Below are 15868 nucleotides of genomic sequence, written 5' to 3'. Positions count from 1 at the left end.
TATTAGGCAATTATTTTATGAAGTATTGATATGTTTACTATCGTTCCTCCTTGGGGGTTATTTTCTATGCTTATCATTCCATCATTTAGTTCAATCATCGATTTTACTAGATGTAAACCTAAACCAGAACTTTTTCTTCCTTCTGTATCTTTTTGTGCTTTTTGAGCATCTAGCTCAAACAATGTTTTCAATACCGTTTCTGGTATACCAACTCCTGAATCTTGAATTCGTAATTTAAAAAACTCGCTCTCTACCACACCTGAAATCATAATAGTGCCACCAATTGGCGTAAATTTTATGGCATTATCTAAACAATTACGTAGTACAATTTTAAACAACTCCATGTCTCCAAAAATTAATACAGAATTTAAATCCTTACTAGTAAATTCTATCTTTTTTTCTTGTAATAATGATTGATATTGATGTTCTATTTGCTTTACAACCGGCAATAATGGAAACCAATCTTTTTGTACAAACAATAAATTTGATTGACTTAAGGACCAGTTCAACAAATTATCTAACAAAAAACTTAGTGAATCTATTACCGAAACTACATCTTTATTTATAGTTATCGTTTCTTTATTTTCTTTAGGCTCATAAACTTGAAATTTCTGTTTTAATAAAGCTACAGGACTTCGTAAATCATGAGCAACAATGCTAAATATTTGATTTTTTAATGCATTTACTTCTTTTAATTCTTCATTTAAAACACCTATTTGTTGATGCTTTTGTTGTAGTTTTTTGTAGAAAAAGTAAATTACTACTAACAGTAATAATGTAGCTATAGCTAAAACTATAAAAACATTACGTTGTGCAGTTCTTTTATCTATCTCAACTTGCTTTTTTTCAATATTGAATACTTCTTTTTGTTGTGCTACTTGCCAAATAGTGTTCTCTTTTTGAATTGAATCTTGAAAAACATTGTACTCTTTTAAATATTTAATAGCTTGTTTATGTTCTTTTAAAGCTTCAGATACAATGTATAGATTATGGCTAATATTACTTTTTATTCTAAGGTTTTTCAAAGGTTTAACTACAGTATAAGCAGTATCAAAATATTTCTTTGCTTTTTTATCTTGATATTGTTCAAAGTATAAATTACCTAAACTAGAAAAAATCCTTGCTAAAAAAAGACTATCATTATTTTTTTTACACTTCTTTAATAAAATTTTATAAGAAATTTCTGCTTTTCCAAACTGTCTTTTTGATAAATTAATATAAGCTAAACTTTCATGTACTTCATTTTCTAACTTATATGGAATAGTATTATATTTTAATATTTTTTTATAATACACAATAGCAGAGTCTTTATTTTTTTTCTCGTAAAAATCTGCCAGACTTTTCAAAATTAATAGATTATACTTTTCATTCTTCTTAAGAATAGAATCATTAAAATATTTTTTTACTTTATCATAAACACCTAACCTTAAAAATATATGACCCTGTAAAATATGTTTTTTTTCAATAAAACTATGCTTATCGCTTAATAGATAATAATTTGCTTTTTTATAATCTTTATTTTCAAAAGCAATATGTGCTTTATGCCAAGTAATTTTATCTTTATCTAATTTTTTTTGTTTAGCATTTAAACTTACACAGTAGTCACAATTATTAGAAAACCAATCATCTATATACCCTGTTTGAGAAAAACAGCCATAATGAAGAAAAACAAAAAAAACAGTATATCTTTTTATAGAAAACACATTTTACCTTTTAAGAAACAGTTTCAGATGAAGTTATTACTTTTGTACCTCTTCTTGGTTCATTAATAGATGGCCCTCCATTAAAATTGATATCAACTCTTACTTTATCAATCTCATTAAACTCCTTATCATGTATAGTGAATATAAAAGCTAATAAACATTGTTTTTCTGCTTTTGGATTAGTTTTCTTTTTAGGTTTGATTAACAATTCTAATTCTTTATTAAAAATAACTACATTAAAATCGAACTCTTCAACACCCCCCTCTATAACTTCTTCATCAAAAAAAGCAGTAACATATAAATAATTTAAACTACCAGTTTCTGTAATTCTTACAAAAGGACCTAAAGATGTATGCCCATCAATACTAATAGGGGTTTGATTTTTACTTATTTTTTGAATTTTAATTTCTTTAATTATAGAATATAATTCTAAGTTCTTTTTGTTTTCCATGATTAGTTAGTTTGATTATACTGCAAGATACTCTATTATGCAACAAACATCAACACATCAAACACTCAATTTCAAACGCTTACCTCCTTTTTTTTAACACTCACGTACTTTCTTAATTCACTCACTGAGATTAATCCATTAAAGTACTTGTTCAATTGTAATTTTACTATCAGAAACTTATTATTAGCGCTAAAAATAGTTTTCTAAAACCAAACAGAATAGAGTTCAGAAACTATATAACAACTTCAAAACCCTCAAATTGATAATTCTACTTGAGGGTTTTATATTTTTTTTAAATCTCTAAAAAAACTGGAATTTAAAAACTTAAATAAAATTTAGTATTATTTAGTAGGAGGAATAACCAATGTACCACGAGTAGGTTCTCTCAATAATTTATTTTTAATAGTTCCTTTTTGCGTATAAACGGCACTATTAAAATCTATAACTACATTAATTTTTTTAGTACCTGCCAGTTCTTTTTTATCTAATCCATATACTACTGACCATAACGATTGATTATTAGCATTAATATTAGTTTCTTCTTTCGCCGTAACAGTAATATTTAACATTCCGTTATTTATATAAGAAGTTACAGATAATTGATTTGAAAATGAGATTGCTTCATTATCGAAAAAAGCAGTGATATTAGCATAACTAACTCCTTCAAATTCATTTATAGTTACAAACGGCCCAATAATTCTATCTTTCCCTATCTGTAAAGGAGGTATATTGTTTTGTACTTTTTCAATATTTATCTTTTTAGTATTATCTAAAAGGATAACTTTATTTTCAGTAGCGTTTTTATTTTCAGTTTGAATATCTGCATCACTTCCACAATTTGAGCATAAGATACTTAAACAAAGTATTAATAGCATTTTTTTCATAAGTCATTGTTTTATAGATTATAATGCTAATGTAGTGTTTTTTCATGACAGAAAAAGAACTTACATTCCTTTACACTTTTTTTTTAATCATTCACGAATTTTTACTCTTCGTTTACGGCATACTTTCCTTTTAAAACTTATTAAATAAACAACTTTACTATCAGAAACTTATTATTAGCGCTAAAAAATAATTTTCTAAAACCAAACAAAGTAGAGTTCAGAAACTACAAAAACGAGGCGAATCCTGAAAAGCCTTACGAGTAAGGAATATTAAAACTATTTATTATGAGCAAATTATCAAACGGAGGACCAATTATTATTGACGAAACTAGAAAATTTAAGTTTAGTATTGTTGGAATACGTATAGAAGGAACAGCAAACATTAAAGTTTATGACAATAATGGTGGTTGTGCTGAATTTCACACTGATGTTTTTGTTAAAACCAATCGTGGTAGTGGAGGTAAAAGAGTTGTTTTAAAAGGAAATGAAACAAATACTTACCCAATAATGGGACCACTTTCTCTTGAAGTAACTATTTCTAAATGGCAATGTAATAATACTAAACTTAACTTCCACATTAAAGGAGTTGTAAAAGGTCCTTTCGGAATTAGAGAAACTATTATAAATACTGACCTTTCTGGTGATCGATTTAATCATGATTTATTAAATAAAGAACTAGAGTTATTACTTAATGAATCTGAAGTAGCATCTAAAGCATAAATTTTAAAATCTAAAAACCTCAGATTAGTTAAGCTAATCTGAGGTTTTTTATTTTTTATTAATACTCAGTTTATTTATTATAAGTGTAATAACTTTGTTAGTTGAAAAAAGAGAAGTAAAACCACACTCTAATGAAGCTACACCTAAATAATACTTTTAATAAAGAACTACCTGCAGATAAAGTTATAGAAAACACTCGCAGGCAAGTACTAGATGCTTGTTTTTCGTATGTAACGCCTAAAAAAACAGCTAATCCTTCATTAATTCATGTTTCTGAAGAAATGTTAGTTGAATTAGGTCTCACAAAAGATGATGCAAAAACGAACAAATTTCTAAGCATCTTTACGGGAAATGAGGTGTTAGAAAATACGCATCCGTATGCCATGTGCTATGGTGGTCATCAATTTGGGAATTGGGCTGGGCAATTAGGTGATGGTAGAGCTATTAATTTATTTGAAGTAGCTCACAGTAACAAACAATGGGCAGTGCAATTAAAAGGAGCTGGTGAAACACCTTACTCACGAACTGCTGATGGTTTAGCCGTTTTACGTTCCTCTATACGAGAATATTTATGTAGTGAAGCAATGCATCATTTAGGAGTTCCAACAACTAGAGCTTTGTCTTTAAGCTTATCTGGTGATGAAGTTTTACGAGATGTATTATACAACGGAAACCGAGCTTATGAAAAAGGAGCTATTGTTAGTCGAACTGCTCCTAGTTTTATTCGTTTTGGAAGTTTTGAAATTCTTTCTGCCAGGCAAAATCATACAGCTTTACAACAATTAACAGATTATACAATCAACCATTTCTACCCAGAAATAACTTCAACAGGAAAACAAAAATATCTTGATTTTTTAACCAAGGTTAGAGATAATACGATTGAAATGATAGTACATTGGCAACGCGTTGGTTTTGTACATGGTGTTATGAATACGGATAACATGTCTGTTTTAGGATTAACAATTGATTATGGTCCTTATGGATGGTTAGAAGGTTTTGATTTTGGATGGACGCCAAATACAACAGACGCTCAACATAAACGTTACCGATTCGGAAATCAATCCTATATTGGATTATGGAACCTATTTAAACTAGCGAATGCTTTATATCCACTTATTGAAGAAGCTGAACCTTTACAACATATTTTAGATGGGTACAATTCTCTTTTTAAAGAGCAATATGAAACTATGATGAAAAGTAAGTTAGGTTTAATTCAAAATAACGATACGGATTCTGAGCTTATTGGTAGACTAGAAGAAACGTTACATTTGATAGAAACGGATATGACTATATTTTTCAGAAACCTATCAAACATCACTAAAGAAGATTCTATTTCTATAGCCATTAAAAAAATAACAGAAGCTTTTTATAACCCACTAGAATTAAAAGACGAAATAAAAAAGCATTGGGAAACTTGGCTTACTCAATATATTGATAGATTACAACAAGAAACTCAAACTAATGAACAGCGTAAACAACATATGGATGGAGTGAACCCTAAATATGTATTACGTAATTACATGGCACAACTGGCAATTGATGATGCTAACAAGGGCGATTACAATTTAATTGAAGAATTTTATCAGTTATTAAAGCAACCGTATAGCGAACAACCTCAACATCATAAATGGTTTGCCAAGCGCCCTGAATGGGCACGTAATAAAGTAGGTTGTTCAATGCTTTCATGTAGTTCCTAAAAATTTGTACTTTTAAGGAAATGTTTTCTATTAATGACACACGAGTTTAAAGAAATTATTCAACAAGCTTTTCTTAATCAGCAAAAAGGAATCCAAAATGTATTGGCGACTGTTGTTGCTTTAGATGGTTCTTCCTATAGAAAGCCTGGTGTACAAATGTTGCTATCTTCTGCCGGAAAAATAACAGGAGCCGTAAGCGGTGGTTGTGTAGAAAAAGAAGTGCAACGAAGAGCTCAAACAGTTTTTAAAACAAGAACTCCAAAAGTTATAGCTTATGACGGTAGATATCGGTTAGGTTGTGAGGGCATTTTATATATTTTATTAGAATCCATTAATCTTACACCTGAATTTTTAAAAGAATTTTCTAGTAGTATCGAAAAAAGAATCCCTTTTAGTATAAACGCTCACTATAAAAAAGAAGATGAAATTGAAGGAAACTTCGGCACAGTAATTCAGTTTGGCAAAAAACCCTTCACCTTTTCTAATCATTTTAAACCTACGATAAATAATAAATCTTTAGTATTTACACAAACCATGCAACCGCTATTTCGTTTAGTTATCATTGGAGGAGAACATGATGCTGTAAAACTATGTAAACAAGCCACGTTATTAGGTTGGGAGGTTGAAGTCATAACTTCTATAAAAGACCCTAAACAATTATCAGATTTCCCAAGAGCAAAATCGGTAATTGCACAAACTCCAGAATTGGTTGAATTAACACACATAAATCAACATACTGCTATCGTTCTTATGAATCATAGTTTCACCTACGATTTACGATACATAATAAAACTACAAGAAACCAACCCTAGTTATATTGGAATATTGGGTGCTGCTAAGAGAAGAGAAAAACTATTCAATGAATTATTTGAACTATCTCCTGACGTTTCTGATAGCTTTTTAGATAAAATTCACACGCCTGCCGGGTTAAATATTGGCGCAATAACTCCAGAAGAAATTGCATTATCTATTGTTGCTGAAATATTATCAGTTATCAGAAATAAAGAAGTTTTTTCATTAAAAAAAATAACAGGTAAAATTCACACATAATTATAAATTCGGCATTGCGAAAGTAATGAAGCAATCTCTATATGGAATACTTTACTTCTTTAACAATAATTATTAAGAACAATGAATAAAACCGCTATCCTTATTCTTGCCGCTGGAAGTTCTTCTCGAATGGGAAGCTCTAAACAACTACTCCCTTTTAAACATACCAACTTATTAGGTTGGACGATAGAGCAAGTTTTAAATTTAAAAACAGGAACTGTTTATTGTGTTTTAGGAGCAAACTTTCAACTTATAAAAAAAGAAATTGAGCACTACCCTATCCAAATATTACATAATTATAACTATGAAAATGGATTAAGTTCAAGCATAGTAACTGGGATTAAATACATAGTCGACAAACAATACGATTCAGTAACGATACTTTTGGCTGATCAACCAAAAATTACTTCATTTTATATTCATGAAATGCTTCTTATGTCTAAAGAAAATCCTACAAAAATAATTGCTTCTAATTATGGTAAAAAAGTAGGTGTCCCAGCTATATTTCCGGCTACTTATTTTTCAGAATTGTTACAATTAAAAGGCGACAAAGGTGCTAAAGAGCTTCTTAAGAATGAAGAAGAAAATCTTGTAAAAATGACGCCTTTTAATTTGATAGATATTGATACTCCTGAAGACTATAATAAACTAACGAATTAATAGTATTTTTGTAATTCAATAAAACCACTTATGAACATTAGATTTTTCCTATATTTCATTGCCTTTATTTTTATAACTGGCTGTGCAACGTATAAAGCACAATATGCCAATAATAAAGCACCTAAAACAATTAAAGTTAATAAAGAGCTTTCTCACTCTTTTTATTTAATTGGAGATGCTGGTAATGCTGGCTTGGGTAAAAACTTACTTTCTTTAGAGTATTTTCAAAAAGATCTACAAACCTCAACAAAAAATAGTACAGCTCTTTTTTTAGGTGATAATATATATCCTATAGGAATGCCTAAAAAGAAAACTACTGAAAGAGCGTTAGCTGAACATAGATTACAAATTCAAATAGATGCTGTAAAAAACTTTAAAGGAAAAACTATTTTCACTCCTGGTAATCATGATTGGTATAATGGTTTAAAAGGTTTAAAACGCCAAGAAAAAATGGTAGAAAAGGCCTTGGGTAAAAATTCTTTTTTACCAGAAAAAGGATGTGGATTAAAAAAAGTAAACATCAATGATAACTTAACTCTTATTATTATTGACAGTAAATGGTTTATTACTGACTGGAATAATCACCCAACTATTAATGAGAATTGTGATATTAAAACACGTGAACATTTTATGGATGAACTATCTGGAATGTTTAAAAAAAATCGTTATAAAAATGTAGTAGTAGCTATGCATCACCCATTATATAGTAATGGACCTCATGGTGGTAGTTTTTCTTTTAAAGACCATATGAAGCCTATACCTGTTTTAGGTACTCTAAAAAATATGTTGCGTTCACATGCTGGTATTGAAACTGACAATTTTAACAAAAGTTACACAGATTTTATAGAACAAATAAAAACTATTGCTGATGACTTTAAAAATAACATTGTTTTTGTTGGTGGTCATGAACACAACCTTCAGTATATAGAAAATGATGGTTTCAAACAAGTAGTAAGTGGTTCAGGTTCTAAACAATCACCTGCTTTAGCTGGTTATAATGCTCCTTTCACCTATGGTAATCACGGATATGCTAAATTAAATTTTCATAAAGATGGTTCTGCTGTAATTGAATATTACGCTGCTAACACTACCGATAATAATAAGCTGCTATTTAGTAAAGAAATTATCGCTCCAAAAACAGTAAAGAAAGCTCCTGATTTTAGTGAATATAATGCTCATAAAAAAGTTATTGAAACTTCTATTTATCCTTCAGAAGCTACAAAAGTAAGTGGATTTCATAAATTTATGTGGGGAGACTTACACCGTGAAAAATATGGTAAAAAAATACAAGTACCTGTTTTAGAATTAGAGTCTGTTTTTGGTGGATTAAAGCCTATTAGACAAGGAGGAGGAAACCAAACAAATTCACTTCGTCTTGAAAATCCTGAAGGAAAACAATATGTACTACGTTCTATGTATAAAGATGGTAGTCGTATTATGGGAGGAATCTTAAAAGGGACTTTTTTAATTGACGTTGTACAAGATATTTTTACTATGTCGCACCCATATGCTGCATTTGTTATTCCTGATATGGCAGAAGCTGTGAATATTTACCATACAAATCCTAAGCTATACTATATGCCTAAACAACCAGCTTTAGGTAAATACAACACTATTTTTGGAGGTGGTTTATATTTATTAGAAGAACGTCCTGCTGGTAATAGAGAAGATGTAGATAGTTTTGGTAATTCAACGAACATTATAAATACTTTTGATGTTTTAGAAAAGATTCGTAAAAATGGAAAGCATACAGTAGATCAAGAATGGGCTATACGTTCTCGCTTGTTTGATATGGTAATTGGAGATTGGGATCGTCATGAAGATCAATGGCGTTGGGCTTCATTTAAAACCGATAATGGCAACACCTATTACCGACCTATACCTAGAGATAGAGATCAACCTTTTTCTAAATTCGACGGAGTTATGATTCCTTTATTTCAACAGTTTGCTCCTTTAGTTAAAAACATGCAAACTTTTGAAAATGATATTAAAAATATGAAATGGTATAACAATTACCCTCGTTTTTTTGATGCTGAATTTTTAAATGAATTAACTTTAAAAGATTGGTTAGCACAAGCGGATTATATTCAAAAACAATTAACAGATGATATTATTGAAGCTTCAATAAAAAAGTTACCTACCAAGATTTATGAACTAGACGGAAAAGAAACAATTGCAAAAATAAAATCACGAAGAGATAAATTAAAAAGCATTGCTCGTAGATACTATACAAAACAAGCTAAAACTGTATACATTCTAGGTACTGACAAAAAGGATATATTCTCAATAGAACGTATAAATAACACTGAAACTAGAGTTACTGTTACTCGTAAGAAAAATACAATCTATAAACGCACTTTTACGACCAAAGAAACGAATGAAATTCAAATCTATGGATTAAATAGTGATGATACTTTCACCATAACTGGAAAAGTTAAAAACGGTATTTTAGTTCGCTTAATAGGAGGACAAGATCATGATGTGTATACTGATGAGTCTTCAGTAGCTGGTTGGAGTAAGAAAACAAAAATCTACGATTATAAATCAAAGAAAAATACCGTAAACGGAAACAAGGAAACTGCCGATTTACGCTCAGACAATTACTATAGAAACACCTATAATCACCGAGATATAGATAACAACACTACTCTTGTTTTTCCTAGCTTAGGTAGTAATCCAGATGATGGTTTCTTTATTGGCGCCTCTGTAACCCATACACGACAAGGGTTTAAAAAACGTCCATTTGCAAGTCAACATTCTTTATCAGCAAACTATTTTTCAGCTATTAATGGTTTTGACATTGAATATAATGGTGAGTTTACTGAATTTATAGGAGATTGGAGTTTAGCAATACGCGCAAAAGCAACTAGTGATAATTATTCTATTAACTTTTTTGGATGGGGTAATAACAGTATAAACAATCAAAATTTTGATTTAGATTATTACCGTATTAAGAAAAGTGAATTAAGCTTTTCGCCAGCACTCTTAAAACGTTTTAGAGGTGGGTTTGCTGTTCAATTAGCTTCTTCTATAGAAGGTGTTCGTGTACAAAACACACCGAATAGAAACATTAGAAATCACAATCAAAGTGCTATTAATATTTTTGATACTAATTATTTTATAGGAAGTGAACTTGGTTTTACTCATAACAGAATTGACAATGTAAGCTTCCCCTCTAAAGGAATGAATTTTGAATTAGCAGTTGGAGCAAAATCAAAAATTAATGACTTTGAAAAGCGTTTTGGATATATTAAATCTTCTTTAGCTATTTATCAAAACTTGGTGCAAAATCGTTCATTAGTTTTTGCTTCTGAAGTTGGCACGCATATCAATATTGGTAATCGATTTGAAATATATCAAGCTGCTACTTTAGGTGGTGATAAAAGTTTACGTGGTTTTAACCGTCAGCGTTTTACAGGAACTCAAAGCTTTTATCATAGTAATGATTTACGATTGCGCTTTGGAGAAATTAAAACTTCATTTTTACCATTAAAAATGGGAGTTTCTGCTGGTTTTGACTACGGACGTGTTTGGAGTCCTAGAGAAGTTAAAAACTCAACTTGGCATACTAGCTATGGTGGTTCTGTTTGGTTAAGTGGAATTGATTTATTCACCTTAAATATTTCTTACTTCCAAGGAAACACTAACGAAAATAGAGTTGCTTTTGGTATTGGTTTTTCTTTTTAACACAATTTTTTAAAACAAATTATGACACAACAAACCATTTTATTTTTTGGAGCCATTTTTGGAATGCTAGCAGTTATTTTTGGTGCTTTTGGAGCCCATGCCTTAAAGAAAATTTTAACTGATGTTCAGTTAAAATCTTTTGAAACAGGAGTAAAATACCAAATGTACCATGCTATTGTTTTACTAACTATTGGTTTTAACTTCAAAATACCAAATCCATTATTAGGATGGAGCTTTATAATTGGAGTTTTGCTTTTCTCATTTAGTATTTACGGATTAGTTTTATCAGATGCCAAAGGCAAAAAACTACGTTTTCTTGGTCCAATTACTCCACTTGGTGGACTATTCTTAGTTTTTGGCTGGATCTTTTTATTTGTTGAAATTATTAACCTGTAGTTTATTCCAAGTATATTTTAACTTCATTAAGATTGAGGTCGAAAGAAGGAATCTATTAGTTATTCCTAAAAAATAAGTTGCATTTTTTGATAGCTAAGTATATAAATCAACTAATCTTTATTTTTTCCCAAGGGAAAACTCATATAACTTCCCTCCAGCTCCGTGAGATTGTTCATCAGTAATATAAAGTGTGTTATTATCTTTAAAAGTAATTCCTTCTTTTTGTGAAGTATGCCCTAAATCATGTTCAGTTACTACTCCACTGAAAAAATTATCATCAGTAAAGTCTGTAAAAATTAATACTTGATCATGAGTTAACAAGGCTACTTTTGTTTTATCAGGAGATATACATGCTGCAGTTACCCAACAGTGTATACTATTATTACAATTTTCAAACGTATCAATATATTCTGCAGTATATTTCCCTTTTGTGGTTGGTACTTTATATAAACTTGTTTTACCATACGCTCCTTTTACACGACTTTTAGTAAAAACATATAACCCTCCTTTAAAATACAATAATGATTCAGCATCAAAAAAACGTTTTTTCTTTTTGGGTGGAAATTTAGTTTGATTAGGATACTTAAATTTAATTTTTTTTGGTGTTATTATATTTTGAGACGCTAGCTCTTCTGCAGTTATTTTATAAATAACTAAATTTTTACGTTTGTTACCGTTATTCCCAAAATCAGCAATGTATAAATTACCTTCTTCATCTGAAGTAATGTCTTCCCAATCTTTATTTTTTGTAGTCAGTGCAATTGTTTGTTGTATTTCACCAAAAACATTTACACCATAAATATCAGCTTCATTTCCACCGTCATTATGCATCCATAAAATATCTGATCCTTTTATTTTTTCAACTCCAGACACCTCTTCTAGTTCATCTGGCACTGAGCCAACTATTTTTAATTGCCCATAATTTGTACAACTTGAAACTAAAAATATACTTAAAAAAAAATAGAATACCTTTTTCATTTTGAAGAATTACTTATAATAGTAAAGGTACTTAAAAAACAATTTCTAAGCCATACTATAAAGTTAGTTTATGTATAATATTAACTATCCAGTTATTCCTTAAATAACGCTATTGTATAATTTAACAATGAAGTATCTCCTTCATTACCATGCCCAGGTATCACCCATTTAGCATCTTTATATTTACCTTTTACTGCATTAACGGTATTTGACCACTCTTTAACATTAGCATCTGCTAAGTTCCCTTTTTTAGCCTTTAGTGTTTTTACTAAACAACCTCCAAACAATACCTTATCTTTAGAATAATATCCAATTATATTATCTTTCGTATGCCCTTCACCTAAAAACTCACAAGTAATCTTATTCTTACCTACTTTTAATTCAAAATTATTATGAAAGCCATGTTGTGGTATAATAGTACCCTGCTCTTTAGCTAATTTTATCGTTTTTAAACTAGCATATGATGGTATCTCTTTATGATGAAAAACTTGTAAACTTCCTAAACAATCAACATGAAAATGGGTAGGAATTACAGCTTTTATGGTTGCTTTTTTTTGGTTTTCTATCCAAGTAATTAATTCTTTCGCTACTTTATTTTCAGATGGTGTATCAAAAACCACTGCTTCATTATTATCTATAACTAACATACCATTACAAGCTACTTTACCCCAACTTTCTGTGTCTAAAAATGTAGTATGTACATACACATTATCGGTTAGCTGTTTTAATTTTAATGTTTCTGAAGAATATACTTCGTTAGATGCATCAATCTCTTTTTTACAACTAACAGTAATTAAAAATAGCAGTATAACACCTATACTATAGAAGTAGTTTTTCATAATAATTTATTTCTTACAAAGATACAATTATGAAAATACTTCTCTCAATTTACTTAGTATAAGCAACTCATTATTTTGAGAAATTTTCTAATTTAGATTTTATTATTCTGGGCATTTTCCAGCTATATTTTTCAAGTAAATCTTTATAAATCACTTTCCAAAACTCATCACTCTTTACTTCTTCTGATTGCAATTTACTTTTTAAGTATTTTTCTATTTCATACACTTGATGAAATGAATTATATGCATTTTCAGATTCAGAAAAAGCTAAAATAGCTCCTTCAATATCTTTATTTATCAATAATGTAAAACCTTCTAACTCTTTTTGTAGCGCCAATTTAAAGTTTTGAGGGTTTAGTTTTGTTATAATAGGAGATATAACACCTGTACCTTCTATCGTACTCTTTTTCAAAATTGCTTTTTCGCGTTCAATTTTCCCTTCTATAGTCGTTGTATCAGTTTTAGAAATAATTAAATCTTGTTTAGCTATTTCATTTTTATATTGCTTATCTAAAATATCATAATAGTCTTTCCATCCTTCTTTTAACTGACCAGACACTGTTACGTTTGAAAAAAACTCTGCTAATAATCTTCTCTCTGCTAACCCGTCAACCTTTGTTATTAATTCAACATATGTATTATATACTTTTATTTCTTCAACCCCTTGCTTTCGTTCATCCAAAATCCATGAAAAGAAAAAAGTTAATAATCCTATTACTACTGTATTTATAAACCATTTTATAAAATCTATTTTACTTTTTTCAGGAGCTTCTTTATTTTCCATTTTTCACTATTAATTAGTTAGAAACTAATATATAAACCATTAGTTTAATAATTTATTTTTTTTAATATTTTTTTTATAATCATAAAAAAACCACTGAAAAATCAGTGGTTTTATATTTGTATATTTTTTAAAACTGAAAAGTATTTTTATGTTACCATCCTCCAGTAGCACCACCTCCGCCAAAGCCTCCGCCTCCGAAGCCTCCTCCGAAACCGCCGCCACTAAATCCTCCACCAGAAGAACCTCCAAAGCCTCCGTTTCCGAAACCTCCTCTTCCAGAATTACTTAGTATGATAGTATCGAAGATATCTCTAGCTGGATCTGATCTTCTATATTTTCTTCCGCCGCCTCGACCTCCTCGGTTTCCGCGAGATATTATGATAAAGAATATAATAAGTATTATAATAAAAATAATAAAACTCGGGTCAAAACCATCTTTAGATCGCTTTCTTTCTCCTTTAAATTCTCCTTGAAGTACTTTAAATATCGAATTAATTCCACTATCTAAACCTGCATAGTAATTTCCTTTTTTGAAGTAAGGAATAATGTTGTATTCAATTATTTGACGTGAAACATAATCAGTCAATAAATGCTCAGTCCCATAACCAGTTCTAATAGTAATTTTTTTATCATCTTTAGCTAACAATATAAAAACACCATTATCTTCTTTCTCTTGACCTATTCCCCATTCATGTGCCCAATTTGTAGCTAAATAACCTATTTCTTCACCTTTCGTGGAATTAATAACAGCAAGTACTATTTGTGTAGAAGTAGTATCTGAATATTTAATTAATTTTTGTTCTAATGTAGTTTTCTCATGCGGAGTTAATAAACCTATATAATCAAATAAACTCGTCTGATCTTTTTCTTTTTTCGGCTTCTTTGGAATTTCAAAACCTTGAGAAAAGATATTAAAAACACTAAATAGTGAAAATATAAGGATTAAAGTAGAAATGGTCTTTTTCAATTTCATTTAGCCTTTTGATATTTCATTAGACAACTCATCTTCATCATTAGCCTGCCAAGGAAAATGTGCTTTTAGTTCTTCACCTGCTTTTAAAACACCATCAATAATCCCTTGCTTAAAATTGCCTTTTTTAAATTGCTCCTGCATGGTATTTTTAGTAGTGTCCCAAAAGTTTTTAGGTACTACAGTATCAATACCCTTATCACCATAAATTACAAACTTATGATCTTCAACAGCTACATAAATAAGTACTGCGTTTTCTTGCTTGGTATTATACATTTTTAAAGTACTAAATACTTCTAGTGCTCTATCATAATGAGAAAGTGTTGTACTCTTCTCAATATGTACTCTAATTTCACCAGAAGTATTTAGTTCAGCTTGCCTAATCGCAGAAACAATTTCTTGTTCTTCTTGAACAGAAAGAAAGTCTTCAACTTTAGACATCAATTAAAACTTAAAATCTACATTAGGAGCGTTTTCAGAACCTGCATCAGATTGGTATAATCTCATTTTAGTAAAACTTCTAAAAGAAGCAACTAAATTATTAGGAATTTTTTCAATAAATATATTATACTTCCCTGCCATTTTATTAAAACGGTCTCGAGCTATTTTTATTCGGTTTTCAGTACCTTCTAATTGACTTTGTAATTCTAAAAAATTCTTATTAGCCTTAATGTCTGGATAACGTTCAACTGACACTAATAATTTAGATAATGCACCAGTTAATCCTTGTTGAGCTTGCTGAAACTGTGCCATTTTTTCAGGAGTTAAATCTCCAGCGTTTATATTTACAGAAGTAGCCTTGGCACGGGCATTAATAACATCGGTAAGCGTAGATTTTTCAAAATCAGCAGCTCCTTGTACCGTTTTTACTAAATTACCTATTAAATCATTTCTTCGTTGATATGAACTCTCAACGTTAGCCCACTTTATTTCTGCTTCTCCTTTTAACTCTACAATCTCATTGTTAACTCCAATACCCCAACTTACTATAAAAAAACCGATAACAAGTATTATTATAGGCACTAACCATTTTTTCATAATTTTTGATT

General features: G+C 29.8%; 15 protein-coding genes. 6 read left to right on the top strand and 9 right to left on the bottom strand.

From position 1 onward, the window contains the following. Nucleotides 1-2: 2 nt before the first annotated feature. The 3 genes from ACKTTQ_RS14265 to ACKTTQ_RS14255 all read right to left on the bottom strand — a co-directional run bounded on the left by ACKTTQ_RS14265 (nt 3) and on the right by ACKTTQ_RS14255 (nt 3038). A complete protein-coding gene (locus ACKTTQ_RS14265; protein ID WP_408049582.1) occupies nt 3-1703 on the bottom strand; it encodes a tetratricopeptide repeat-containing sensor histidine kinase in 1701 nt (566 codons plus the stop codon). Between the two features lie 10 nt (nt 1704-1713). Further along, nucleotides 1714-2154: a hypothetical protein gene (locus tag ACKTTQ_RS14260; protein WP_408049581.1), complete on the bottom strand. Its 441-nt coding sequence runs from the start codon at nt 2152-2154 to the stop codon at nt 1714-1716. Between the two features lie 341 nt (nt 2155-2495). Further along, nucleotides 2496-3038 (bottom strand): hypothetical protein, encoded by a 543-nt coding sequence (locus ACKTTQ_RS14255; RefSeq protein WP_408049580.1) that lies wholly within the window; start codon nt 3036-3038, stop codon nt 2496-2498. Between the two features lie 285 nt (nt 3039-3323). Here ACKTTQ_RS14255 and ACKTTQ_RS14250 point away from each other — a divergent pair, with 285 nt between their 5' ends. From ACKTTQ_RS14250 to ACKTTQ_RS14225, 6 genes are all read left to right on the top strand, one after another. Next, nucleotides 3324-3758 (top strand): hypothetical protein, encoded by a 435-nt coding sequence (locus ACKTTQ_RS14250; RefSeq protein ID WP_408049579.1) that lies wholly within the window; start codon nt 3324-3326, stop codon nt 3756-3758. A 131-nt stretch (nt 3759-3889) separates the two neighbouring features. Continuing rightward, nucleotides 3890-5455 carry a protein adenylyltransferase SelO gene (locus tag ACKTTQ_RS14245; RefSeq protein WP_408049578.1) on the top strand — a complete coding sequence of 522 codons (1566 nt, stop codon included), beginning with the start codon at nt 3890-3892 and terminating at the stop codon, nt 5453-5455. 33 nt (nt 5456-5488) lie between these two features. After that, entirely contained in the window at nt 5489-6505 is a 1017-nt protein-coding gene (locus ACKTTQ_RS14240; RefSeq protein ID WP_408049577.1) for an XdhC family protein, read from the top strand. 81 nt (nt 6506-6586) lie between these two features. After that, on the top strand, nt 6587-7165 hold the full coding sequence (locus tag ACKTTQ_RS14235) for a nucleotidyltransferase family protein (RefSeq protein ID WP_408049576.1): 579 nt from the start codon (nt 6587-6589) through the stop codon (nt 7163-7165). A gap of 30 nt (nt 7166-7195) precedes the next feature. Then, nucleotides 7196-10852, top strand: coding sequence for a ShlB/FhaC/HecB family hemolysin secretion/activation protein (locus ACKTTQ_RS14230; RefSeq protein WP_408049575.1), 3657 nt, complete (start codon nt 7196-7198; stop codon nt 10850-10852). A gap of 21 nt (nt 10853-10873) precedes the next feature. Next, on the top strand, nt 10874-11248 hold the full coding sequence (locus ACKTTQ_RS14225) for a DUF423 domain-containing protein (protein ID WP_408049574.1): 375 nt from the start codon (nt 10874-10876) through the stop codon (nt 11246-11248). Between the two features lie 117 nt (nt 11249-11365). Here the strand turns inward: ACKTTQ_RS14225 and ACKTTQ_RS14220 are convergent, their stop codons facing one another. The 6 genes from ACKTTQ_RS14220 to ACKTTQ_RS14195 form a co-directional block, all read right to left on the bottom strand. Next, the gene (locus tag ACKTTQ_RS14220) at nt 11366-12226 is read right to left on the bottom strand and encodes a hypothetical protein (protein WP_408049573.1); all 861 of its coding nucleotides are present in this window, start codon (nt 12224-12226) and stop codon (nt 11366-11368) included. Nucleotides 12227-12318: 92 nt separating this feature from the next. Beyond that, the gene (gene bla, locus ACKTTQ_RS14215; RefSeq protein WP_408049572.1) at nt 12319-13065 is read right to left on the bottom strand and encodes a subclass B1 metallo-beta-lactamase; all 747 of its coding nucleotides are present in this window, start codon (nt 13063-13065) and stop codon (nt 12319-12321) included. A 70-nt stretch (nt 13066-13135) separates the two neighbouring features. Beyond that, the gene (locus ACKTTQ_RS14210) at nt 13136-13849 is read right to left on the bottom strand and encodes a hypothetical protein (protein WP_408049571.1); all 714 of its coding nucleotides are present in this window, start codon (nt 13847-13849) and stop codon (nt 13136-13138) included. Nucleotides 13850-14000: 151 nt separating this feature from the next. Next, entirely contained in the window at nt 14001-14822 is an 822-nt protein-coding gene (locus tag ACKTTQ_RS14205) for a TPM domain-containing protein (RefSeq protein WP_408049570.1), read from the bottom strand. After that, nucleotides 14823-15260 (bottom strand): TPM domain-containing protein, encoded by a 438-nt coding sequence (locus ACKTTQ_RS14200; protein ID WP_408049569.1) that lies wholly within the window; start codon nt 15258-15260, stop codon nt 14823-14825. It lies immediately after the preceding gene. A 3-nt stretch (nt 15261-15263) separates the two neighbouring features. After that, nucleotides 15264-15857, bottom strand: a complete 594-nt coding sequence (locus tag ACKTTQ_RS14195) for a LemA family protein (protein WP_113787548.1) — start codon at nt 15855-15857, stop codon at nt 15264-15266. Between the last annotated feature and the right edge of the window lie 11 nt (nt 15858-15868).

The sequence above is a fragment of the Tenacibaculum halocynthiae genome (assembly GCF_964512825.1).
Classification (GTDB): Bacteria; Bacteroidota; Bacteroidia; order Flavobacteriales; family Flavobacteriaceae; genus Polaribacter; species Polaribacter halocynthiae.
The sequence above is the reverse complement of the archived record's forward strand: the minus strand, read 5'-3'. Positions and strand labels throughout refer to the sequence as shown.

Bases quoted from the DNA above. Each gene is read 5' to 3' on its own strand.
- ACKTTQ_RS14260 (WP_408049581.1), bottom strand. From the start codon at position 2,154: ATGGAAAACAAAAAGAACTTAGAATTATATTCTATAATTAAAGAAATT.
- ACKTTQ_RS14255 (WP_408049580.1), bottom strand. From the start codon at position 3,038: ATGAAAAAAATGCTATTAATACTTTGTTTAAGTATCTTATGCTCAAAT.
- ACKTTQ_RS14250 (WP_408049579.1), top strand. From the start codon at position 3,324: ATGAGCAAATTATCAAACGGAGGACCAATTATTATTGACGAAACTAGA.
- ACKTTQ_RS14245 (WP_408049578.1), top strand. From the start codon at position 3,890: ATGAAGCTACACCTAAATAATACTTTTAATAAAGAACTACCTGCAGAT.
- ACKTTQ_RS14240 (WP_408049577.1), top strand. From the start codon at position 5,489: ATGACACACGAGTTTAAAGAAATTATTCAACAAGCTTTTCTTAATCAG.
- ACKTTQ_RS14235 (WP_408049576.1), top strand. From the start codon at position 6,587: ATGAATAAAACCGCTATCCTTATTCTTGCCGCTGGAAGTTCTTCTCGA.
- ACKTTQ_RS14230 (WP_408049575.1), top strand. From the start codon at position 7,196: ATGAACATTAGATTTTTCCTATATTTCATTGCCTTTATTTTTATAACT.
- ACKTTQ_RS14225 (WP_408049574.1), top strand. From the start codon at position 10,874: ATGACACAACAAACCATTTTATTTTTTGGAGCCATTTTTGGAATGCTA.
- ACKTTQ_RS14220 (WP_408049573.1), bottom strand. From the start codon at position 12,226: ATGAAAAAGGTATTCTATTTTTTTTTAAGTATATTTTTAGTTTCAAGT.
- bla (WP_408049572.1), bottom strand. From the start codon at position 13,065: ATGAAAAACTACTTCTATAGTATAGGTGTTATACTGCTATTTTTAATT.
- ACKTTQ_RS14210 (WP_408049571.1), bottom strand. From the start codon at position 13,849: ATGGAAAATAAAGAAGCTCCTGAAAAAAGTAAAATAGATTTTATAAAA.
- ACKTTQ_RS14205 (WP_408049570.1), bottom strand. From the start codon at position 14,822: ATGAAATTGAAAAAGACCATTTCTACTTTAATCCTTATATTTTCACTA.
- ACKTTQ_RS14200 (WP_408049569.1), bottom strand. From the start codon at position 15,260: ATGTCTAAAGTTGAAGACTTTCTTTCTGTTCAAGAAGAACAAGAAATT.
- ACKTTQ_RS14195 (WP_113787548.1), bottom strand. From the start codon at position 15,857: ATGAAAAAATGGTTAGTGCCTATAATAATACTTGTTATCGGTTTTTTT.